The 23,665-nt window shown below is 44.5% G+C and carries 23 protein-coding genes; 19 read left to right on the forward strand and 4 right to left on the reverse strand.

The window, feature by feature from the left end; translation table 11 throughout:
- Positions 1-104: 104 nt before the first annotated feature.
- The 3 genes from rsfS to CI960_RS14375 all read left to right on the forward strand — a co-directional run bounded on the left by rsfS (position 105) and on the right by CI960_RS14375 (position 3,525).
- The gene (gene rsfS / locus CI960_RS14365; RefSeq protein ID WP_005854895.1) at positions 105-464 is read left to right on the forward strand and encodes a ribosome silencing factor; all 360 of its coding nucleotides are present in this window, start codon (positions 105-107) and stop codon (positions 462-464) included.
- A gap of 30 nt (positions 465-494) precedes the next feature.
- Positions 495-2,549, forward strand: coding sequence for an ATP-dependent zinc metalloprotease FtsH (ftsH, locus tag CI960_RS14370; protein ID WP_005854893.1), 2,055 nt, complete (start codon positions 495-497; stop codon positions 2,547-2,549).
- 142 nt (positions 2,550-2,691) lie between these two features.
- The gene (locus tag CI960_RS14375; protein ID WP_005854890.1) at positions 2,692-3,525 is read left to right on the forward strand and encodes a phosphatidate cytidylyltransferase; all 834 of its coding nucleotides are present in this window, start codon (positions 2,692-2,694) and stop codon (positions 3,523-3,525) included.
- Here the strand turns inward: CI960_RS14375 and CI960_RS14380 are convergent.
- Positions 3,512-4,213 carry a porin family protein gene (locus CI960_RS14380; protein WP_008778155.1) on the reverse strand — a complete coding sequence of 234 codons (702 nt, stop codon included), beginning with the start codon at positions 4,211-4,213 and terminating at the stop codon, positions 3,512-3,514. The two genes, CI960_RS14375 and CI960_RS14380, sit on opposite strands and share 14 nt — an antisense overlap.
- A gap of 153 nt (positions 4,214-4,366) precedes the next feature.
- Here CI960_RS14380 and CI960_RS14385 point away from each other — a divergent pair, with 153 nt between their 5' ends.
- Complete coding sequence (locus CI960_RS14385) at positions 4,367-4,537, forward strand: DUF362 domain-containing protein (RefSeq protein ID WP_005854886.1); 171 nt, start codon at positions 4,367-4,369, stop codon at positions 4,535-4,537.
- 107 nt (positions 4,538-4,644) lie between these two features.
- Here CI960_RS14385 and CI960_RS14390 read toward each other — a convergent pair whose 3' ends face one another.
- Positions 4,645-5,034, reverse strand: a complete 390-nt coding sequence (locus CI960_RS14390) for a PUR family DNA/RNA-binding protein (protein ID WP_005854884.1) — start codon at positions 5,032-5,034, stop codon at positions 4,645-4,647.
- A 223-nt stretch (positions 5,035-5,257) separates the two neighbouring features.
- Here CI960_RS14390 and nusB point away from each other — a divergent pair, with 223 nt between their 5' ends.
- The 10 genes from nusB to CI960_RS14440 all read left to right on the forward strand — a co-directional run bounded on the left by nusB (position 5,258) and on the right by CI960_RS14440 (position 14,655).
- Entirely contained in the window at positions 5,258-6,184 is a 927-nt protein-coding gene (nusB, locus tag CI960_RS14395; protein WP_005854882.1) for a transcription antitermination factor NusB, read from the forward strand.
- A gap of 62 nt (positions 6,185-6,246) precedes the next feature.
- Positions 6,247-6,561, forward strand: coding sequence for a preprotein translocase subunit YajC (yajC, locus tag CI960_RS14400; protein ID WP_005854879.1), 315 nt, complete (start codon positions 6,247-6,249; stop codon positions 6,559-6,561).
- Positions 6,562-6,575: 14 nt separating this feature from the next.
- Entirely contained in the window at positions 6,576-7,589 is a 1,014-nt protein-coding gene (locus CI960_RS14405) for a YbbR-like domain-containing protein (RefSeq protein WP_005854877.1), read from the forward strand.
- The gene (coaE, locus tag CI960_RS14410) at positions 7,582-8,163 is read left to right on the forward strand and encodes a dephospho-CoA kinase (RefSeq protein ID WP_005854875.1); all 582 of its coding nucleotides are present in this window, start codon (positions 7,582-7,584) and stop codon (positions 8,161-8,163) included. The genes CI960_RS14405 and coaE overlap by 8 nt, the downstream gene beginning before the upstream one ends.
- Positions 8,164-8,373: 210 nt before the next feature.
- Positions 8,374-8,811 (forward strand): DUF5606 domain-containing protein, encoded by a 438-nt coding sequence (locus CI960_RS14415; protein ID WP_005854873.1) that lies wholly within the window; start codon positions 8,374-8,376, stop codon positions 8,809-8,811.
- A gap of 207 nt (positions 8,812-9,018) precedes the next feature.
- The gene (locus CI960_RS14420; RefSeq protein ID WP_005854871.1) at positions 9,019-9,984 is read left to right on the forward strand and encodes an ROK family protein; all 966 of its coding nucleotides are present in this window, start codon (positions 9,019-9,021) and stop codon (positions 9,982-9,984) included.
- Between the two features lie 11 nt (positions 9,985-9,995).
- Positions 9,996-10,736: an N-acetylmannosamine-6-phosphate 2-epimerase gene (locus CI960_RS14425; protein WP_005854869.1), complete on the forward strand. Its 741-nt coding sequence runs from the start codon at positions 9,996-9,998 to the stop codon at positions 10,734-10,736.
- A 65-nt stretch (positions 10,737-10,801) separates the two neighbouring features.
- Positions 10,802-13,081: a pyruvate formate lyase family protein gene (locus CI960_RS14430; RefSeq protein WP_005854866.1), complete on the forward strand. Its 2,280-nt coding sequence runs from the start codon at positions 10,802-10,804 to the stop codon at positions 13,079-13,081.
- Positions 13,071-14,000, forward strand: a complete 930-nt coding sequence (locus CI960_RS14435; protein ID WP_005854864.1) for a glycyl-radical enzyme activating protein — start codon at positions 13,071-13,073, stop codon at positions 13,998-14,000. The genes CI960_RS14430 and CI960_RS14435 overlap by 11 nt, the downstream gene beginning before the upstream one ends.
- 64 nt (positions 14,001-14,064) lie before the next feature.
- Positions 14,065-14,655 carry a sugar O-acetyltransferase gene (locus CI960_RS14440; protein WP_005854862.1) on the forward strand — a complete coding sequence of 197 codons (591 nt, stop codon included), beginning with the start codon at positions 14,065-14,067 and terminating at the stop codon, positions 14,653-14,655.
- 28 nt (positions 14,656-14,683) lie between these two features.
- Here the strand turns inward: CI960_RS14440 and CI960_RS14445 are convergent, their stop codons facing one another.
- Positions 14,684-15,577 carry an AraC family transcriptional regulator gene (locus tag CI960_RS14445; RefSeq protein ID WP_005854860.1) on the reverse strand — a complete coding sequence of 298 codons (894 nt, stop codon included), beginning with the start codon at positions 15,575-15,577 and terminating at the stop codon, positions 14,684-14,686.
- Positions 15,578-15,745: 168 nt separating this feature from the next.
- Here CI960_RS14445 and CI960_RS14450 point away from each other — a divergent pair, with 168 nt between their 5' ends.
- From CI960_RS14450 to CI960_RS14470, 5 genes are all read left to right on the forward strand, one after another.
- Complete coding sequence (locus CI960_RS14450; RefSeq protein WP_005854859.1) at positions 15,746-16,522, forward strand: DUF1080 domain-containing protein; 777 nt, start codon at positions 15,746-15,748, stop codon at positions 16,520-16,522.
- Between the two features lie 21 nt (positions 16,523-16,543).
- Complete coding sequence (locus CI960_RS14455) at positions 16,544-17,707, forward strand: Gfo/Idh/MocA family protein (protein WP_005854857.1); 1,164 nt, start codon at positions 16,544-16,546, stop codon at positions 17,705-17,707.
- Between the two features lie 69 nt (positions 17,708-17,776).
- Complete coding sequence (locus tag CI960_RS14460) at positions 17,777-18,691, forward strand: endonuclease/exonuclease/phosphatase family protein (RefSeq protein ID WP_005854855.1); 915 nt, start codon at positions 17,777-17,779, stop codon at positions 18,689-18,691.
- Between the two features lie 30 nt (positions 18,692-18,721).
- The gene (locus CI960_RS14465) at positions 18,722-20,203 is read left to right on the forward strand and encodes a Gfo/Idh/MocA family oxidoreductase (protein WP_005854853.1); all 1,482 of its coding nucleotides are present in this window, start codon (positions 18,722-18,724) and stop codon (positions 20,201-20,203) included.
- A gap of 2 nt (positions 20,204-20,205) precedes the next feature.
- Positions 20,206-21,021, forward strand: coding sequence for a sugar phosphate isomerase/epimerase (locus CI960_RS14470; RefSeq protein WP_034527255.1), 816 nt, complete (start codon positions 20,206-20,208; stop codon positions 21,019-21,021).
- Between the two features lie 137 nt (positions 21,022-21,158).
- On the opposite strand, the gene lon is transcribed toward CI960_RS14470, so the two are convergent.
- The gene (lon, locus tag CI960_RS14475; RefSeq protein WP_005854849.1) at positions 21,159-23,630 is read right to left on the reverse strand and encodes an endopeptidase La; all 2,472 of its coding nucleotides are present in this window, start codon (positions 23,628-23,630) and stop codon (positions 21,159-21,161) included.
- Positions 23,631-23,665 lie beyond the last annotated feature (35 nt).

Consider the following 23,665-nt stretch of genomic DNA (forward strand, 5'->3'; position numbering starts at 1 on the left):
TAGTCTCAAACAAGCTATTACACATATATTAATGAAAGAAAAAGACGTATGTAACGAATTAAGAAGTATATTTGCGACTTGGAAAATTATATCAATAGAAATAAATGGATCAAACAAAAGAATTAGTAAAAACGATTGTTGAAGGCCTTCAAGAAAAAAGAGGCAAAAATATTGTAACAGTAGATTTAAGCCAGACTTCTGGTGCCATTTGTCAATATATGGTTATTTGTGAGGGAAACACTCCTACCCAAGTTTCTGCTTTATCCGATTCCGTATGGGATTTCGCACGCAAGAATGCAAATGAGAAGCCTTTGTCTATTGACGGTACACAGGGCGCTCAATGGATCGGCATGGATTATGGCACGGTTCTTGTACATATATTCTTGCCGGAACAACGTGCATTTTATAACTTGGAGAACCTTTGGGCAGACTCGAAGGTTATACAAGTACCTAACATTGATTAAGCCGGTCTAAATATTTGATGATAATCTCTTATGGAAAATAAAAACGACATGTTTAATAAAACACCGAAGAGCGGGAAACCTAAGATGTTCCGCTTTAATTTGTATTGGATGTACGGGTTGATCTTCATCATGCTTGTTGCCCTATACATGACAAATGATTCTTCGGGAACGAAAGAGCTAGGCTGGACAGAGTTCCAGAAACTAGCGCAGGAAAACGTATTCGATAAAATGACAGTCTACAACAAGAAGAACTTGGTGGAGGCTACAGTGAAAAATGGAAAGACTGAACAGGTCTTTGGGAATATGGACGTTTCTAAAATCGGGGTTTCTCCGAAAGTATACGTAAAGATCCCGTCGGCCGACAAGTTTTCCGATTTCTATGACAAAGCGGTAGCCGATAGTCACATCGATACACAAGTCCGGTTCGAGGAAGGCGATGACGCTATCTGGAATTTCTTGGTTTCATTCGGCCCGATTATCTTATTGATCGGTGTATGGATGTTCTTGATGAGACGTATGTCCGGTGGTACCGGCGCAGGTCCGGGTGGCGTGTTCAGCGTTGGTAAGGCAAAAGCTCAGCTTTTTGATAAAGATAATGACCGTAAGGTGACATTCAAGGATGTCGCCGGATTGGCGGAAGCGAAACAAGAGGTAGAGGAAATCGTCTCTTTCTTAAAGAATCCGGAAAAATATACCGAATTAGGAGGTAAGATACCCAAAGGTGCATTATTGGTAGGCCCTCCGGGAACCGGTAAGACATTATTGGCGAAGGCTGTTGCCGGAGAGGCTAATGTGCCGTTTTTCTCCTTGTCTGGTTCTGATTTCGTGGAGATGTTTGTCGGTGTAGGCGCCTCCCGTGTGCGTGACTTATTCCGCCAAGCGAAAGAAAAATCTCCTTGCATCGTCTTTATTGATGAGATCGATGCGGTAGGTCGTGCCCGTGGGAAGAACGCGAATATGAATAGCAACGATGAGCGTGAGAACACGTTGAACCAGTTGTTGACCGAAATGGATGGTTTCGGCTCTAACAGTGGTGTTATTATCTTAGCCGCTACAAACCGTGCGGACATTTTGGATAAAGCGTTGTTGCGTGCCGGACGTTTTGACCGACAAATCCATGTTGAATTACCGGATTTGAATGAACGTAAAGAGATATTCGGGGTGCATTTGCGTCCGATCAAGATAGATGAAAGCGTAGATGCTGAGTTCCTAGCAAGGCAGACTCCGGGCTTCTCGGGTGCTGATATCGCTAATGTTTGTAATGAGGCCGCTTTGATCGCCGCCCGTAACGGAAAGAAATTCGTACAGAAAGAAGACTTCATGAATGCGGTAGACCGCATTGTCGGTGGTCTTGAAAAACGTTCGAAGATCACGACGGAGGAAGAACGTAAATGTATCGCGAACCATGAGGCCGGTCACGCTACATTAAGTTGGTTGTTGGAACATGCCAATCCGCTGGTTAAGGTGACAATCGTTCCCCGTGGTAAGGCATTAGGTGCGGCATGGTATTTGCCGGAAGAGAGACAGATCACCACCCGCGAGCAATTGCAGGATGAGATGTGCGCTACTTTAGGAGGACGTGCCGCAGAGGAATTAGTCTTGGGAAAAATATCCACAGGCGCATCCAACGATTTGGAACGTGTCACGAAACAAGCATATGCGATGGTCGTTTACTTCGGTATGAGCGATAAACTTCCAAACTTGAACTATTACGACTCCACCGGACAGGATTGGGGATTCACCAAGCCTTATAGTGAGGAGACCGCGAAATTGATCGATACGGAAGTACAGAAGATCATCAATGAGCAATACGACAGGGCAAAACGGATATTATCCGAGAATAAGGAAGGACATAGTAAACTTGCGCAGGTATTATTGGATCGTGAGGTAATCTACTCGGAAGATGTAGAGCATATCTTCGGGAAACGCGCCTGGATCTCCCGTTCCCAAGAGATTCTGGAGTTGCAGGAAAAGGCTAACGGAAAGAACAAGGAGAATGCGGATAAGGAGGCGGAAGCGGACGCAACAACGGAAAACGTAACCGATACTCCTACCGAAGAAAACAAGACAGGGAAAATAGCTTGACCAAAGTCAAGACATTCATAACAAGTAAGGCTGGGGCGTATCTTTGATCAAAAGTTACTATCCAGCCTTCCTTATTGCTGTATTATCAATTTATTAGTTATATTTGCAGCCAAAATTACAAACAAGCAAAAACACTATTGTTTTGAAAAATCTGATTACACGTGCATTGACTGGCATTATTTTCGTCGCGGTATTGGTCGGTGCGATCTATTTCCACTCCTATTATTTTCTTACGGTATTTGGACTCATTACCGGACTTTCTCTATGGGAGTTCTACGGATTGGTTAAACATTATGAGAATGCCGCCATCAAACGATTTGTCAGCTCCTTGGGGGGAGCCTACCTCTTCGCCGCCACATTCGGTTACGCCAATGGCTTGGTTGGAGGCAATATATTTCTCCCCTATCTTTTATTCTTAATGTATACCATGATCACCGAGCTTTACGATAAAGCCAGTAATCCAATCAATAACTGGGCATTGACCTTATTCGGTCAAATCTATTGCGCAGGCTCTTTCTCTCTGCTAAACTTTATTACATCGGTACCTAATACGCCGGGCGAGATCGTACATATCCCCTATTTTGCCTTGGCTATTTTCGTTTTCGTATGGGTAAATGATACGGGAGCTTATCTAGTGGGATCTATGCTTGGAAAAAGAAGATTGTTCGAACGTATCTCTCCCAAGAAGTCCTGGGAAGGTTTTTACGGAGGGTTGGCATTCGTATTAATAACCTCCCAAATATTCGCTTGGTTCATGCCGGCCACAAACTGGTACACATGGCTTGGATTAGCCGGCACGATCGTAGTATTCGGGACTTGGGGCGACTTGATCGAATCTTTGATGAAACGTACGTTAGGCGTGAAAGATTCCGGGCATGTATTACCCGGACACGGAGGCATGCTGGATCGCTTCGATAGCGTAATGATGGCTATACCGGCCGCTTATATCTATATCGAGTTATTTATTCGAAATTAAATGTCAGGATCACCATACGGGATGTAGCTTTCGATAAGGCATCCGTATATTTGATATTTGCTTGATCTACCAAGTCCGGACGATCTTTCTCCAATAGGTTAACCAATCCGAAACAGAATTTCAGCTCCGGGCATAACTTAAAGTAGGGTAGATAGATATCACATCCCAAGCCAAACTCAAATCCGAAGTCCGTGCTTTTCAATAGAATCGGATTACCTTTCTTACGGCCTATATCCACGGAGCCATAGATACCGCCGATCAAATAAGGACGATAATTATTCAAGCGTAAAGCCGTATATTTAACGTCTAAGGGGAAATTCAGATAACTGGAACGAACGTTCGTGATGAATTCCTCTCCCGTAGCCTGTTCCCGAAACTTAAATTTCTTATCTCCGAAATGGATAGAAGGCGTGAAACGTAAATTGAAATAAGGATTCATATACATATCTCCGATCACCCCGACACTAAAGCCGGGTGAGTAAGAAGGAATCTCCGCAAACCAAGTCTCTCCATTGGTCATGACACCGGTATGGGTCAATAACAAATCCTGCGAGTGAATACCCACATGAAACCCCAGATGAAGCCATTTCAAATCAGCGTACGGCTGATTCCTCACCCTTTCCTTTTGAGCCATGGCTCCCATGGTAGCCAAGCTTACCACATATAATATAAGTAATAATCGTCTCAAATCTCAACCTATTTTGTTTAATAACGAAAACCCGACAAAGATATTGCAAAAAAGAAGATTTTTGAAGAAAATAAGCCAGTAGATATTTTTTAAATAGAAAGAAAGCTATATTTTTGCACCTACTAATAGTTATCAATTTAAACGTTTAAAAAAATGGCTTACGTAATTAGCGATGATTGTATTGCATGCGGAACTTGTATTGATGAGTGTCCGGTAGGAGCAATTTCAGAAGGTGATAAATACAGCATCAACCCTGAAATGTGTACAGATTGTGGAACTTGCGCTGACGCATGTCCTACAGAGGCTATCCACCCGGCTGAATAATTCGCAGCAAAGAATAGGATTTTCCTTTGCGGAAAGCTCCTAACACATAACGGGCTGTTTCTCTCTATGAGTAAAACAGCCCGTTATCTTTTTCTCTTCGTGTTATATTAAAACTCAATATCTAACTTTATATCACCGGAAGCCATATCCTCCTCTGGGGAATCGCCATGAATCGTTTCCTCCTCTTCAGGTTCCACCACGTCTTCTGCGGATTTCTTCAGATTTGAGTTCTTGATATAACTGATTACATCTTGCATTCCCTCCATGAACTTCTCAAAGTCCTCCTTATAAAGGAAAATCTTATGCTTCTCAAATGAGATTTGCAAACCATCCTTTGATTGAATTTTCTTACTTTCCGTAACGGCAACGAATAGGTCATCTTTCAAATTCCTCTTCACATCCAGATAATAAATCCGTTTTCCCGCTTTAATGGCTTTAGAGTATAGAATCTCCCTGTCGCCACCTTCAACATGTTTTTTATTCCTTGATTCTTCCATGACAGCTAACATTCGTTAAAAACCCACCCACTTTATAGAACTTGCTTCAAATATGTGCATTTTTTTTTAATTAGCAACTATTTTAACGATCGAAAATACGCCCATTGAGGCTAAATTTGTAAAATATCATCTAACACATATAAAATTAAGTAAATCCGGATTCTTTTATGGAAAAAACGACTACCTTTGCAGCCTAATTTATAATAAGAAGTTCCTTCAAACGATGATCAACAGAATTTTAATCCGCATTAAAGTTTTACAGATAGTATACTCTTACTATCAAAACGGAAACGGTGACCTCAAAGTTGCGGAAAACGAATTGCTTTTCAGCCTTCAGAAGTCATATGACTTATATTATTATTTCTTACTCCTAATTATCGAAGTTACCAACCTGCAAAGAAGGATCCTTGACACCCGGAAGTGCAAATACATGCCTACCGACGAGGAGTTAAACCCGAATACACGCTTCATAGACAATCGTTTCGTCGCTCAATTAGCGGAAAACGATACGTTGAAAAAGTATGTAGACGAGCAAGGTCTCTCATGGAGCAACGACGAGGAGTTCATTAAGAACGTATTGGATACGATCCTAAGTTCTGAGATTTACGCCGAATACTTGAAAAACGAAGAAGACTCGTACGAGACGGATCGTGAGTTCTGGCGCCAGATCTTCAAGAAAATAATCTGTGGAAACGAGATGATAGAGGAATATCTGGAAGATAAAAGCATCTACTGGAATGACGATATCGAGATCGTAGAGACTTTCGCCTTGAAGACTATCAAGAAATTCGAGGAGAAGAAAGGTAGCAAACAAGCCTTATTGCCAATGTTCAAGGATTTGGAAGACAAGGCTTTCGCAATCAAGTTATTCCGTCAAAGTTTGTTGAAAGGTAAGGAATATCGTGAACGCATCGACAAACATATGAAGAATTGGGAAACCGAACGTATCGCCAATATGGACTTGATCATCATGCAAGTCGCCTTAGCCGAGATTTTATCGTTCCCGACCATTCCCATCAACGTTACCTTAAATGAATATATCGATGCCGCAAAGTATTATAGTACACCTAAAAGCGGAACATTCATTAACGGAATTCTGGATTCAATAGTCAACGAATTAAAAAAAGAGAAGTTATTGCTCAAAGATTAATTATTATCATTACATTTGTGCATATCATTATTGATATTAACTTGTAAAACGATTATTATAGTATGAACTTACTCAGTATTTTACTTCAAACTCCAGCTGGAGGAAGTCAGTGGTCCGGTATTTTGATGATGGTAGTTATCGTAGCTATCTTCTATTTCTTCATGATCCGTCCGCAACAAAAGAAACAAAAAGAAATCCAGAAATCACGTGAGGCGTTGAAAACAGGCGATAAAGTGATTACCGCCGGAGGTATCTATGGAAAGATCAAAGAGATCGGTGATACTTATATGCTAATCGAGGTAGCGGATGGAGTACGTATCCGTGTAGATAAAACTTCTATTTTCGCTTCAGCGGAAGACGCTCAGCAGCAGAAATAATCTAACTACAGAATATGTCACGACTTGAGAACATACAAAATTCCTTCAAGTCTATCCAAGCAAAGACTAAGGCTTTTTTCCACGGAGACAGATGGAAAGAGGTCTTGGTCTTTTTCTTTTTCGCCCTTTTGGCTTTCGGTTTCTGGCTACTCCAAAGCTTGCAGCAGGAATATGAGATAGAACTTGTTTTTCCGGTTAAGTATAAGAACGTACCTGCCGATATAGCGTTTAATGCCCCTGAGGTGGAAACGATTACCGCAAAGGTAAAAGACAAGGGTAGCGTTTTACTCAACTATACTTTTGGAAGATCGTTTGCTCCGATTGAAGTGAACATGAAGAATACGAAGGAGAAAAATGGTTCGGTTCAAGTAAGTAAAAGGCAGATCGAGAACGATATTCAAAAACAATTGATAGCCACTACGGCATTACAAAGTTTTGATCCGCAACAAATAGATATGGATTTCAGTCAGCGGGTCCATAAGGAAATACCGGTCGTCTTTAATGGCGATATTCATCTGGAAGCCGGCTTTCAACTATCCGGGGATATCCGAATCACCCCTCAAAAGATCAACGCTTATGCCACCGCGGCGATCTTGGATACACTGACCTCGGTTAAGACGGTCTTCACCGAGGTTAAAAAGGCGAATAAAAACATTACGAGAACCGTACAACTGATCAAGGTAGACGGCGTTAACTTCGATCCGGAAAGTGTATCCATCACGATTCCGATAGAGGAGTACACGGAGAAGACATTGGAAATACCTGTCTCTTGCAGTCATATACCGCCACATTATACGGTACGTATGTTTCCGGCGGTCGTAAAAGTGACTTGCAGTGTGCCCTTGTCCCGATTCAAAGGACTTTCGGAAGATATGTTCTCGATTCATATACCTTTTGAGGATCTGGAGCAAAACGTATCTGGTACCCTACCCGTCAAACTCACCAAGAAACCAGACTGGGTGCATACGGCAACCTTATTGCCAGATAAGGTAGAATTTATTTTGGAACACAACAATAAGCATGATTAAAATAGGTATTACAGGAGGGATCGGGAGCGGCAAATCCGTCGTAGCCTCTTTATTAGCGTTATCCGGTGTACCCGTATACATAGCGGACGAGGAAAGTAAATGGCTGACAAATAACTCCCCGGTTATCCGTGAGAAATTAACAGCCCTTTTCGGTCCGGAGATTTATACGAATGAGGGATTGAACAAGAAACTTCTAGCCTCCCACATCTTTAATAATCCGAAACAATTACAACAGGTCAACCAGATCATTCATCCTGAGGTAAACCGTCATTTCTCGGCTTGGGTAGAGAGACAGACTTCCCCTTTATGTGCCATCGAATCCGCCATATTATTCGAATCCGGTTTCTACAAAGTGGTAGACATAAGCTTGATGGTCTATGCCCCAAGAGAACTCCGCATCGAAAGAGCCTTGGGGAGGGACTCAGCCTCGAGAGAAGAAATCGAACGCAGAATCAACAGCCAAATGTCGGACGAGGAAAAGAAAGATCGCTCCGATTACGTTATCTATAATGACAACAGACAGGCCCTTATACCGCAAGTAGGCAAACTGTTATGTTGGCTTCAATCCCAATAATCACCGATAGCGGGACGAGTGGCTTTTACAGTATCTTACCTTCATCATCCAATGAACCTAAGATACTTCGTCAACGAACCTAAGATACTTTGTCGATGCACCTAAGATACTTCTCCAACGAAGTTAACTGTCCTCATGACGGAAGAATTCCACTTTTTCTTATTACCTTTGCCACCTCGAAGTTTAACACTAATAGAAAATAAAAACATTATGTTGAAGACTATTTTGTCTATTTCGGGAAAACCCGGTCTGTATAAACTGGTTTCCCATGGAAAAAACATGTTGATCGTTGAATCGCTGACTGATAACAAGAGAGTACCCGCATACGCAAAAGATAAAGTAATCTCATTAGGCGATATCGCAATCTATACGGATGAAACAGAAGTGCCTTTGCATGAGGTATTGACTAGCGTAAAGAATAAAGAAGAGGGAAAAGCCGCCTCTTTAGTACCTTCTAAAGCCACGACGGACCAATTGCGTGCGTACTTTGCCGAGGTATTGCCTAGCTATGATCGTGAGCGTGTTTATCCGAGCGACATCAAGAAACTACTCTCTTGGTATAACATCTTGATCAACGCAGGTATCACTGACTTCACCCCGGAAGATGCTCCGGCAGAAAAGGAAGCTGCTGAAAAAGAAGCTGAATAACAGCATACGACATAAAGATTAAAGAAAGGACCGTTCGATACCCATCGTCCGGTCCTTTTTTTATATTGCCACATTAACCAACAAGAGCACTTATGCAAAAATAGTCCATTATTTTAGGCTAAACCTCACATTGTCTAGGGCGGGTAACTCCTTTATCTTTGCCAACAAATAATTCACTCTATTGACCTCATAAAATAAAGAGCAAAGATGGAAAGCACCAAGTATTATCTCGGTCTGGACGTTGGCGGTACCAATATGGTCGCTGGCGTAGTAGATGAGAATCACCAGATTATCGCAAAGGAGAGTATACCGACACAAGCCGGACGCACGATCGAGGAGATCACCGCCGACATGGCGGAAGTCAGCAAAAAAGCGGTTCTCAAAGCAGGCTTGCAAATGGAAGACATCTCTTCTTGGGGCATCGGCATGCCCAGTTACGTAAATCCAAAGACGAACCTTTTGGTACATGCCAATTGTTTCGGATGGAAGAATGTCCCCATCTACGACTATTTAAAGAAGCATATTTCATTGCCTACTTATATAGCCAACGACGCCAATTGCGCGACCTATGGAGAGGTCTTGGCCGGATCGGCCAGCCAATATACCGATGCCATCATGTTAACGCTAGGAACAGGAGTCGGAGGCGGAATTATCATGGGTAAGAGGATTTATTCCGGAGCCGATAATATGGGAGCAGAGCTTGGACATACCAAATTGGTATACAATGGCGAACGTTGCACATGCGGGCAAAAAGGCTGTTTGGAAGCTTATTGCTCATCTACCGCATTAATCCGCATCATGAAAGAGGCCTTACAAGAGAATAAGGACACCTTGATATGGAAACTTTGCGGCGAAGACGAAAATAAAGTCAATGGAGAAATCCTTTTCGAGGCCGCTAAACAAGGGGATTCCCTCGCTAAACAGATCGTCGATGACTATATCAGTAAACTGGCCGCCGGAATCTCCACGTTCATAACCATCTTCCGTCCGCAAGTAATCATCTTAGGGGGTGGTATCGCACATGCAGGTGACCTGCTGTTGAAACCTTTAAACGAGAAACTACATACTTGTACCTTCGCCGCCGAGGAAATAGGTATCCCCCAAGTCATCCGTGCGGAATTAGGAAATGACGCCGGAATAATCGGCGCCGCGCTTTTAGAGAAAACGATGTAACGAAAAAAAATATGAAAACAAATAAGAAAGAACTTTTAGATTCATTCAAGGGAGGACTGATCGTATCCTGTCAAGTACAACACGATGATCCGACTTTTTCAGTAGACTTTGTCGTAAAAATGGCAAAAGCCGCCCAATGGGGAGGAGCCGTGGGTATCCGTGCCAACGATCCAGAGCAGATCAAGGCGATTAAAAAAGAAGTGGATTTACCAGTAATCGGGCTTTGGAAAATCTGGCACGATGACACGGATGTGTTTATCACCCCAACCTTAGAGGCCGCTAAAGCCGTATGGGAAGCCGGAGCCGAGATTATCGCCTTGGACTGTACGAGCCAAATAACCCATGAAGGCCGCCCTGCATACGAATTGCTACCAATCGTCAAGAAAGAGATACCGGAAGCTATCATTTTTGCGGATGTCTCTAATTATGAGGAAGCTGTACGTGCCGTAGAAATGGGAGCCGATATCGTTGGCCCTACCTTATATGGATATACGGAAGCAACCAAGCATATCGAGCAACCGGATTTACGAGAATTCGCCCGTATGTGCCGTGACTTTAAAGACAAAGCCTATGTCATTATGGAGGGGCATATCTACTCGCCGGAAGATGCCATGAAATGTATCTTCCTCGGAGCTCATTCCGTAGTAGTAGGTAGCGCGATCACCCGTCCGCACTTGATCACGAAACGTTTTACGGACTTACTAACCGGTTACCAAAATAACTGGCGGGAAGCCGAAAGAAGCAAACATTAAAAAATCATCTGCTTGTAGAGATAGGGCATGCCCCGTCTCTACACAATATTAACAACAATAATCATATGGCAAATTTCAATGTAGAAGGGGCGCAAAACGTAGAGATCAGCAAGAAAATACCTTGCGAGAAACCTCTGATCGTACAACTGGAGATCATGGAGCGGTATACGGCAGTCCATAAAGCCTGTGCCGCCCTACCCAAAGAGATACGTGAAGTGGAATGCCTGAAAGTTTTATACCCCACGCTATTTCGCAAGATCACGAATCAAGACTTGATCGCCGGACGTACGGACTTCCTACCGATCGGGTTCGGATGCGTAACCTCATTAGGGGGTGTCGGGCATTATTGCGTATTCAAGAAACTCCGTGCCTTCCAGCTACAACTGGATGAAACTGAACGAAAACGGGTGGATGCGTTATATGATTATTGGTTGGATCACGATTTAAAGACCCAATTCAACAAGGAGGTCCTCACCGAGGATACATTGGGTATGTTCATCGACTGCGAGTACCCGATGATCGCTACCGCACGTCTATCCGGTATGATGCTGGATTACCCGAAACTATTGGATAAGGGCATCGGTGGCCTTCGCTCTGATTTACTGGAGAAACTCAAAGAGCAACCCGATAATAACTTTTACAAAGCAGGCATCCAATGTCTGGATATTTTTGTAGATTGTGCTTCTCATCTCCAGCAAGACGCTAGAGAGCAAATGGCTTCAGCCGACGAGAAAAGGCAAAAAGAATTGGAGCGTATCTGCCAAGCCCTAGAGAACATCAAGGAGAAGAAACCCGGTACGTTCCATGAAGCGATGCAGTTATTCTGGTTATTCGCCTTGTTGGCCGGTGTTATAAACTACGGTCGTCTGGATGATTATCTAGGCCCTTATTTAGTAGCCGATCTCAAGTCCGGGCGATTGACCGACGAAGAGGCATACCGATATATCCACTCGCTTTGGACCATGATTGAGAATCGCCGTACCACCGTAAACGGACGTATCATCGTAGGCGGTAAAGGACGCAAACACCCGAAAGAGGCCGACGTATTCCTGCATATCGCCATGAAAGTAGCGAAAAATTGCAGATATGTAGAGCCGCAATTCACCTTGCGCTTCGATAAAGAGACCTCCGAGGAAATCTGGGACGAAGCGTTGGACGCTTTGGGTGCGGGAGCTACTTACCCGACCCTTTACAATGATGATGTAAACGTCCCGGCCGTCATGTACGGAATGCGTGTAGACGAGAAAACGGCGGAACAATACGTGCCTTTCGGTTGTACCGAGTTCGTGATACAAGGACAGAGTACGGGTACGCCCAACATCTGCATCAATTTACTAAAACTACTTACGATTTATATGAATGATGGTATCGACCCGATTGACGGTAAACGTAAATCCGGGCCGGTATCTCTAAAGAAATTAGAGGAGTATCAGACATTCGAGGAATTCTATGACGGTTACAAGGCTTTACTCGATTATTATCTGGATCTGTCTGTCAAAGCCCAATACCATTCGTATGAGGTGATGAACCAGCACGTAAGTTTCTTGTTTACCAGCCTATTGACCGATGATTGCATCGCACGGGGAAAAGCGCTTTTGGACGGAGGCGTACGTTATCTAGGCGGGACAAACGAGACGTATGGCAATATCAACACTTCCGATTCCCTGTGGGTGATCCGGGATCTGGTATTCAATCAAAAAAAATACACGTTACGGCAATTGAATGATGCCATGCTAGCTAATTTCAACGGCTATGAGGCTTTACGAAAAGATTGCCTGAACTGTGATAAATATGGTAACGACCTTGAGACTGCCGATACGATGGCCAACGATTTGTACGAGTTCGTAGCGAAAGGCGTACGCGATCGCGGTATCGCCATCGGTATGCAATACTTCTTGATCGTTATCAGCAATAATCAATTAAACACGGAATGGGGAAACCGGACCGCCGCCTCACCCGACGGACGATTATCGTGCATGTATATGAATCCTGCCAATAATCCGCAAGGGGGAGCGAATAAAAGCGGCCCCACGGCCATGCTGAATTCCTTGGCGAAGTTCGACGCCAAGTATCATGGAGGCTCGGTACAAAACATTAAGTTTTCTCCTTCCATGTTCAACGAGAACAGGGCTGTCATCAAGAGCCTGTTCAAGACTTATTTTGCGAAAGGGGGTTGCCATTTGATGGTGACTGTAGTAGATAAGGGAGTTTTAGAAGACGCGGTAGAGCACCCGGAAAATTACCCGGACCTAATCGTCCGGGTAAGCGGGTTCTCCGCGGTATTCGTCGATTTATCTCCCAATATTCAACAGGAACTTTTAAGCAGGGTATTATATGATGAATAAATATAAGGTTAGCGAGAATAGGTTATCAATCATGGAGATCGAACGGTTCGCCGTTCACGACGGCCCGGGCATCCGGACCGTCGTTTTCCTTCAAGGGTGTCCTTTACATTGTCCATGGTGCTCCAATCCGGAATCCCAGAAAAGGAAACCGCATCTGCTCCATGTCAAGAATAAATGTATCGGATGCGGACGTTGCGAGGCGATTTGTCCACGGGGCAATATCGCCATCCAAGACCATTTTCCGGTGTTTAATCGTCAGGCCTGTGTAGCCTGCAAGGCTTGCGAGCGTATATGCCCGCAGAACGCCATTAAGTTTGTCGGTGAATCTATTACCTCATCCGAGATCATGGAAATCCTTTTACGTGACCGGGATTATTACCTGAATTCCGGTGGAGGGGTTACGTTTTCCGGTGGCGAAGCTTTCACGCAATTCGAGGGATTGATGGATTTGCTGATCCAATGCAAGAACGAGAAACTGCATACCTCCGTGGAGACTTGCGGGCAAGTGAATCTTGATAAGATAAAGCAAGCGCTTCCGCTTATCGATTTGTTCTTGTTCGATATCAAACATACGGACAAGGATTTACTTCAGAAAGAAACCGGAGCGAACTTGGATACGATCCTCACGAATTTACGGTATATATCCAGTAAGAGCGCTAATAAAGTAACGATCCGTGTACCGGTAATCCCCGGTTTCAATTTCAATGAGAATACGCTTCGGGAAATATTCATGCTGGCGAAAGAAAATCGTATCAAATGCGTACACCTGCTTCCCTACCATACATTGGGCAAAGATAAATACGAGCAATTAGGTCTCACCTATCCTTATCCCTGCGAGCAAATGCTAGCCAAAGAAGAGCTGTTCCCCTTTAAGGAGATGGGGGAAAAAATGGGTTTGGAAATACGAATCGGAGGATAAACTCCTCCCAATAAAATAGTATCTTCGCGCAAATCATCGTTTTATAAATCTTAGTAAGAGACATATGAAAACAGAAAAAGAGAAAGCGGCGGAAGGTCTATTATACAATGCGAATCATGATAGTGAGCTTCAAGATGAGATGAAAAGAGCGAAATGCGTCCTTTTCAAATACAACCAATTGCCCCCCGACCAAGAGGAAGAAAAAGATCGGATCCTAACCTCTTTTCTAGGCAAGAAAGGGAAGAACACCGTTATCCTATCCCCTTTCCAATGCGATTATGGCTATAATATCGAGATTGGGGATAATTTCTTCGCCAACGTGAATCTCGTTATCTTGGATGGAGCGAAAGTTCGTATCGGCAATAACGCGTTCATCGCCCCGAACGTAGGCATCTATACCGCCGGCCACCCTTTTGACGTAAAGCAACGTAATGAAGGTCTGGAATACGCTTTTCCCGTGACTATCGGCGATAACGTATGGATCGGGGCGCAAGCCTGTATCCTTCCCGGGGTGACCATTGGCGATAACACGGTAATCGCCGGAGGAAGCGTCGTAACCAAAGATATTCCGGCCAATGTCATAGCTGCCGGCAATCCCTGCCGTGTAATCCGGGAAATAACGGAAGCCGACCGGAATAAATACCGCCAGCCCTAAGCTCCCGTTTAGGTTCATCGTAAATATCTCACTTCGGCAACGAGTGCCGGTAATCCTTGGGCGATGTACCTACTATCTTCTTAAAGATACGGCTGAAATAGTAGGGATCGTCAAAGCCCAGTTTCAAGGCGACCTGATTGATTTTCATATTTGTATGTAATAATAGCTGGCAAGCCCGGTCTATTTTCATATGTAAGAAATAATTCATCGGCGCATAGCCGGTTTCCTTGAAGAAAAGCCTGTACATATAAGATTCCGAATAGCCGAAATGAGAGGCCAATTCCTTTAATGTCAATTTATTTTCCAGATTCTCCGTCATGAAGTGGGTCGCCAAACTAATAAAGAACGTATTCTCCGCCTTGCTTTTGGAGAATTTAGCCTCCCTATACGTCTTCACATAGAGGAAAGAGGCGATCAAATGATTGAAACTTAAATTGACATAATTAACCGTAGCCTCATCCGTCCCGCTCTCCAACACGTTCAATAGTTCATCGAAGAAGGCGATACGATCGCCGATACGGGAATTATCATCCATGTCGATCGGGATCACCCCTTGCAGTTGATCACTGATATACTTCGCCTTTTTCCCTTTAAAATGTGCCCAATAAATATACCAAGGATCATGCTCGCTCGAACCATATTGATGGGGCTTCTCTGCCGGGAGGATGAAAAAATGATTCTCGGGTACGACATATCGTTTTCCATCCAACACGTACCAACCCTCTCCTTTGGTGCAATAAATTAAAAGGTACTCTCCACAACCGGACGCACGATCAATATAATGGCTTTCCGCCTTCGGAAAATACCCCATAGAGTGTACGACCAAGTCCGCGACTAACGGGTTGTTCAACGCTTGTTCTATAACGTAGAAAGGATAGACAATCAATCGCTGACCGGAAAAACCATGCTTTATTTTCGCCATAAACCAGAACTTTTAGATGGTTACTGAATAACGCAAAGATAATCCATTTTTTTTAGCTAGATACTCTATTATCCAAATCCTTTATGTGCAGTATTTTTGCCAATGAACAAATAAACCATATCAAATGGCGTTATCATAAGGAGATAATTAAACTAAATATTCTAATATATGAAAAAGATCGTATCTATTTTTCTAGTAACCATTTACGGGATGTGTATGGTTGCATGTGGAAGTCGTTCCTCATCCACAGAAGTAAAAGATAATGTATTGACTGAGGAGGAAAAAGCGGAAGGCTACACCTTGTTATTCAATGGCAAGGATTTTACCGGTTGGAAAATGTTCAACGGGGGTGATGTCAAGGGATGGCAGGTAGAAGACGGGGTGATCGTCGGCTACGGAAACGGTGGTGACGTGATAGCGGATACCACGATCAAGGTAAGTACCGATATCGTTACCGTTAAGAATTACCATAACTTCCAGATCAAATGGGATTGGAAAATCGGGGCGCAAGGAAACTCAGGATTCTTATATCACGTACAAGAAGGGCCTAAGTACAAAGCTCCTTTTGAAACCGGCCCGGAATACCAGTTGATCGATGACGATAACTATCCTTGGGTCAGCGAGACCGGAAAAGAGGGATTGGAAGACTGGCAGAAAACGGGTTGCAACTACGCTATGTATGTACCGGAAACCAAACAGGTGAACCCTCCGGGAGAATGGAACTCCTCTATGGTACTTTACAAGGATGGATATGTTGAGCACTGGCTGAACGGAGAAAAACTTTTCTCTTTTCAAGAAGGGTCCGAAGATTGGAAGATGCGTCGTTATAGCGGTAAATGGGAAGCTTTCCCCGATTACGGTATCTCTACCACCGGTAAACTTTGTTTTCAGGACCATGGAAGTAAAGTATATTTCAAGAATGTGAAGATTAAGGATTTAGACTAATTGTATTAAGAAATCAATGCCATGAATAGAAAAGAATTCTTTAAAGTATCTGCCGCAGCAAGTCTAGCGTCACTACTATCCCCTCTTTCCGCCTATGCGGAGAAATTCGAATCGGAAGGTAAAAAGGTGAAAGTAGCCGTTATCGGTTGCGGAAGTGTATCTACCCAATATTTTCCCCATATATCGAAATGCCCGTATGTAGAAATCGTGGCTTGTTGCGATATCAAACCGGATCGTGCTCAAAAGGCGGCCAAGCAATATAATATACCTAAATGGTACAAGCATATCGATGATATGCTTAGCGGTTCCAAGTTCGACTTGATGCTTACATTGACCGATATGCAGGTTCACGGAGAGTTGAACCGTAAGGCTTTGATGGCGGGAAGAAATGTCTGGAGCGAGAAACCTTTGGCGAATTCCTATAAGGAAGGCAAAGAATTATACGATCTCGCTACGAGCAAGGGACTTCGTATCTGGGGTGCGCCTGCCGTTGTAAACAGTCCTCAATTTGCCTTTATGGCCGAACAAATCAATAAAGGAACCCTAGGTAATCTGGCATGTGCGCACGGACATTACGGGCATGAAGGTCCTTCTTGGTCCGCTTTCTTCTACGAACCGCTAGGTGGCAGTATGCCCGACTTAGGAGTCTATAACATCGCTACCCTAACCGGATTATTGGGACCGGCTAAATCCGTTGTTGCCATGACTACAATCGTAACCCCGGAGAGAACCGTAGACGATAAGGGCAAAATCAAAGTTCGAGAAGAAGATAATGCCATGATTATCATGGAACACGAAAAGGGAGTCCTTTCTCATATCGAGTGTGGTTTCAATTATTTCGATCCATACGGACATTTAGGTAAAGGACAGGAGAAAGCGACGATCTCCTTATACGGTTCACACGGCAATATGCATATGGTAGGTTACGACTGGGCACCAAACGGGGTGGACTTATCGACGATGGATCATCCGGTACCCCAACGTTTCGTTCCGGACACCAATGGCTATGTTTGGCAAGAAGGAGCTTCCGATATCAGCAAACACATGGCATTAAACACGGAACCACGTATAAATGTCGAGCATGCGTTACACGTATTAGAGATTATCGAGGCCGCCCGAAAATCACAAGCTACAGGTCAACGCATCCAGCTTGTATCGAAGTTTCCTTGGCCGATGGTAAAATAAATTAAGAAGTCTTAGTAGTGAAAAGAACGGGACATTTAATATATTTGTTCCTGTAAATACCAGAGAAACATGAGGAAGATAAGTGAAATTTTATGCTGCGTAGCCATACTTTGTTGTGCATTGAGCGCATGTAGCGACAAGCCGGCAACGGTAAAAGTCAGCAGTTTCAATATTTGGTTGAATACCCTAGGGGGAAAGCTTCCCCCTAGCCAGACAGCGAAAGTGATCGAGGCTAGCCAGACGGATATCGTAGGAATCCAAGAAGGGCATATCTATGAAGAAGACGGCATCAAGCACGATCATGTACCGGAAATCGCGGAATCCCTAGGTTTCCACCTTTTCAACCAAGGGGAGGGACATTATATCTTATCTCGTTATCCGGTCGTCGACAGTACGGCTTCCCGCTACGGGGTGAAGATACAAGTAGGCAAAGACAAATTCTGCTGGATGTTTAATTGCCATCTATATTATATTCCGTATCAACCTTATCAATTGAATGGGATTCCTTATGGCGATTATCCGTTTATCGATACCGAGGAAGAAGCTGTCCGGTTCGCCAACGAGGCCCGGCGTGAAGAAGTAACTCGTTATCAAAAGGATATACAGCAAGTCATGAAAGAAGGTTATCCTGTCTTTTTAACAGGAGATTTTAACGAGCCTTCTTTCTTGGACTGGACACAACGGGCCGCCGATGCCGGTATCCACAAGATCAAGGTGGAGTGGCCGGCAACCAAGGCTTTCTCTGAGATCGGGATGAACGACTCCTACCGGACAATCCATCCGGACGAGGTCTCCACACCCGGCTATACATGGACTCCCGTTCCTAGCGAACAAGAAATACTAGACCGTCTGGATTTCGTACTATATTCCGGATGTAAGGTAACAGACTCATTTATCACAGGCGAAAGCGAGGCCACCTCGGACGTGGTAGTCTCCCCTTACCCTTCGGATCATAGAATGGTAACCTCCTGTTTCAATTTCTAACAGTAACTACTAAAAAACAAATTATACAACATGGAATCAAGAAGAGATTTTCTGAAAAAAGCAGCCGTAGCGGCAGCTGGTCTAACAATCGTCCCCTCTAAAACGATCGCTGGATTAGGCCATAAGGCACCAAGTGATACAATGAATATTGTCGGTATCGGTATCGGTGGTAAAGGCCACCCAAACTTGGTCGGCATGAAAACCGAGAACATCATCGGGCTTTGCGATATCGACTGGAAATATGCGAAGAACTGCTTCGAGGAATTCCCGGACGCTAAACGTTATTGGGACTGGCGGAAGATGTTCGATGAGTTGGGTGACCAGATCGACGGTGTCATGATAGCTACTCCGGACCATACTCATGCCACGATCGCGGCCACGGCCTTGACAATGGGGAAGCACGTATATTGCCAAAAGCCGCTTACCCACTCCGTTTACGAGAGCCGTTTATTGACAAAACTCGCCGCTAAATATAAGGTAGCGACCCAGATGGGTAACCAAGGGAACTCCGGCGATGGTGTACGTCAATTATGCGAATGGATCTGGAACGGAGAGATCGGTGAAGTAAAAGAAGTACACGCATGGACCAACCGTCCGATCTGGCCGCAAGGATTACAGCGCCCAACCGAAAAACAACGTTGTCCGAAGACGATGAATTGGGACTTATTTATCGGCCCGGCCGCCATGCGTCCGTTCCATGAGATCTATACCCCTTGGAACTGGCGTGGATGGTGGGATTTCGGAACCGGAGCTTTCGGAGATATGGCTTGCCACGTGCTCGATCCGGTTTACCAATCCTTGAAGTTAGGTTATCCGGATCGCGTACAAGGCCGTTCTACCCAGATCAATACGGAATCCGCTCCTCAATCGGAGGTGGTAGAATTCCGCTTCCCGGCTCGTGATAATCTTCCAAAGGTAGCCTTACCGGAGGTGAAAGTATATTGGTACGATGGCGGTATGCTTCCTCAGCGTCCGGACTTATTACCGGATGGCGTAGATATGATGCGTGACGGTTTGGGTGGATGTATCTTCGTAGGTACTAAAGACACGTTGATCTGCGATTGCGGAGGTTTCAACTCCCGGTTATTATCCGGCCGTGTACCTCAAGTAACCCCTTATTTGCGCCGTATCCCGAACGCTACCGGATACTTCGACGGTTTCCATGAGCAAGACTGGATCCGTGCTTGTAAAGAATCTCCTGAGAACCGTGTGGAAGGAACTTCCAACTTCGCTTATTCCGGACCATTCAACGAGATGGTGTTATTAGGCGTATTGGCGATCCGTCTGCAAGGCTTGAACAAGAAATTGATGTGGGACGCCCAAAACATGCGTTTCACCAACATATCCTCTTCCGACGTATTGAAGATCGTAACCAGCGATGATTTCAAGGTGATAGACGGTCACCCCTATTTCGATACGAAATACGCGGAGTTCAATGCGCTAGAGGCTGCCAACGAATATATCAGACATACCTATCGTGAAGGCTGGAGCCTTCCGGAAATGCCGGTATAAGTATGAAACGATATATTATATTAGCACTATGTACGGTCATGCTCCTTGGGCAGGCCGTACAGCTGGCGGCGCAAAAAGCGGACTGGAAAGTGGGTATACAGACTTGGACTTTCCACAATCTTACGTTGATGGAGACCTTGGATAAGACCCAACAACTGGGCATGGGGTATGCGGAGGCTTTCTTTTTCCAAGAATTGGGCGCTCCGTTCCCAAAAGAGACGTATTTAAATTACGACTTGAGCGATGATGACTGCGCTTTATTACGCCATGAGTTCAAGAAAAGGGGAATCAAGCCGATCGCCTTTGGTGTAGCCTCTTATGGGACTAACGAGGAATGGGATAAGTTCTTCGCATTCGCTCATAAAATAGGCGCACATATCGTGACTGTCGAACCGGAGTTAAACCAGTTGGACTACATCGAATCCCTCGCCAAGAAGTACGATATGGAGGTAGCGATCCATAACCATCCGAGTCCATGCATTTACGCAAGTGCCGAGGTGGTAGAGAAAGCGCTGAAAGGCCGTTCTCCCTTGATGGGAGTATGCGCCGATATCGGCCATTGGAAACGGGTGGGTGAAGATCCGCTCAAGAATCTCCAGAAGTTATCCGGACGCATCAAGGTGGCGCATTTGAAAGACCTCACCGACAAGATGGAAGACGCCACATGGGGAACCGGGATCTTACCCGTAAAAGCGTTCGTCAACGAGCTGAAGCGTCAGCATTTCAACGGGCTTATCTCCATTGAGTACGATGATTTCAAATCCGATATCCAAGAGATACGCAACAGTTTGGAATTCTTACAGAAATGCTCTAAATAAAAGTATACGCTTCCCTTAAAAACACCTATATCGGCGTAGGCCCACACGTATATACGTATAGGCTTACGCCAATACTAATATGGGCCTACACGTATATACGTATAAGCCCACACCTATATATGCCTAAAAAGTCGTTATCAGAACAAGGGATTATCCACCTTTTCTCTCAGCAACGCAAGATCCACCACCTGTTGAATATCACTCACATAATGGAACACCAAGCCTTTCAAATACTCCGGTTTGATCTCATTGATATCCTTCTCATTCTCCTTGCAAAGAATCAATTCCTTAATCCCGGCACGTTTAGCCGCCAAGATCTTCTCTTTGATACCTCCCACGGGAAGCACTTTGCCACGCAACGTGATCTCGCCTGTCATAGCCAAGTTCTTTTTCACCTTACGCTGAGTAAAGGCGGAGACAAGAGAAGTCACCATCGTTATTCCGGCACTCGGTCCGTCTTTCGGGATCGCCCCCTCCGGTACGTGGACATGCACATTCCAGTTCTCGAACAACTCCTCGTTGATATTAAACTGAGCCGCATGCGCATGGATATACTCAAGTGCCAACATGGCAGACTCTTTCATCACATCCCCCAGATTCCCGGTCAAAGTAAGCTTTGATCCCTTACCTTTACTTAAGCTCGACTCCACGAAAAGAATCTCACCACCAACAGCCGTCCAAGCTAATCCCGTAACCACGCCGGCATAGTCATTCCCTTGATATTTATCGCGGGAATATTCGACCGCCCCTAGATATTCATACAAATCCTCCGGCTTAATGCTCGTCGGGATAGGCTCGTCGCTAGCGACCTTACGGGCTAGCTTACGCATGATTTTGGCGATTTTCTTATCCAATTCCCGGACACCGCTCTCGCGTGTATAGGCTTCAACGATCACTTGTAAGGTTTTCTTGGGGAATTTCACGGAACCTTTCTTCAAGCCGTGTACATCCATCTGCTTAGGCACGAGATGCTTCGCTGCGATCTCTACCTTCTCCTCCATGATATAACCGCTCACCTCGATCAGTTCCATACGATCCAGCAATGGCTGGGAAATCGTATTCAAATTATTAGCGGTAGCGATAAACATCACCTTGCTTAAATCGTAATCGATATCCAGATAATTATCGTGAAACGCATTATTCTGCTCCGGGTCCAAGACCTCCAATAAAGCGGATGCCGGATCCCCCTTGAAATCATTCGTGATCTTATCGATCTCATCTAAGATAAAGACAGGGTTCGATGTTCCCGCCTTCTGTATATTCTGGATGATACGTCCGCACATAGCGCCGATATAGGTACGACGATGTCCGCGGATCTCGGCCTCATCGTGCAATCCACCTAAAGAAACACGTACATATTTGCGGCGCAAAGCCTCTGCGATGGAACGCCCCAATGAAGTCTTGCCGACTCCCGGAGGACCGTACAAACAGATAATCGGAGATTTCATATCCCCTTTCAGCTTCAATACCGCCAGATGCTCGATAATACGCTCTTTCACCTTCTCCAAACCATAATGATCACGATCTAAGACCTTCTGGGCATGAGATAAGTTGAAATTGTCCTTACTATACTCGTTCCACGGCAAGTTAACGATATTCTGGACATATTGCGTCTGTACGGAATAATCCGGAGATTGCGGATGCAATCGTTCCAATTTTCGCAATTCCTTCTCAAAGACCTGCGCTACCTCGGCAGGCCATTTCTTACGACTGGCTTTCTCCCGTAATTCTTTTATCTCCAACTCATTGATATTCCCGCCCAATTCCTCTTGAATCGTCTTGATTTGCTGTTGAAGGAAATATTCTTTTTGTTGTTGATTGATATCCTCATGTGTCTTCATCTGGATGGAAGCTTTCAACTCCACCAGCTGATACTCGCGGTTCAAGATAAAAAGTAACCGATACGCACGCTCTTTTAAGTCCCCGATCAATAACAATTGCTGTTTCTCGGCCGATCCACTCGGTATATTGCTACAAGAGAAATTGACCACATACAAGACATTCTTATTATTCTTGATCGAGAAGATCAAATCCCGGGGAGGTTCAGCCACGGCCCCAAGCATCTTGATGGTCAAATCCTTGATCGTTGAGATCAAAGCCTCGAACTCGCGGTCTGTCTTGTCCGGCTTCGTGTCCTCCAACACGGTGATCTTACCGGAAAGATACGGATCTGTCTCGGTCAACTCATTCAATTCAAAGCGTTTCTTACCTTGAAGAATAACAGTAGTACTACCGTCCGGCATCTCTAAGACACGAACGATGTCAGCGATTACCCCGGTTGTATATAAATCCTCTAAGATAGGATCTTCCGTACCCATCTCTTTCTGGCAAACAACTCCGATCAAACTCTTTTTATGTACAGCCTCTTTAATCAGGCGCATCGATTTAGGACGCCCGATAATCACCGGCAAGGCAACACCCGGAAAGAGTACCATATTCCTTAACGGAAGAATGGGTATAGTGTCTCCAACTTTCTCTATTCCTTCTGTGAAATCCTCATCTACATCGCATTCTGTAAGAATTGGCATTACGATACCAATATTGTCATCCAAGTCATCAAACGAATTCTGGCAAAATACTCTCGTCTTTTCTTTCATATATACATTCATCATTGTATATGTTAATACAATAAACGTGCCAAAGT

Source organism: Parabacteroides sp. CT06 (assembly GCF_002257605.1).
GTDB lineage: Bacteria > Bacteroidota > Bacteroidia > Bacteroidales > Tannerellaceae > Parabacteroides > Parabacteroides distasonis.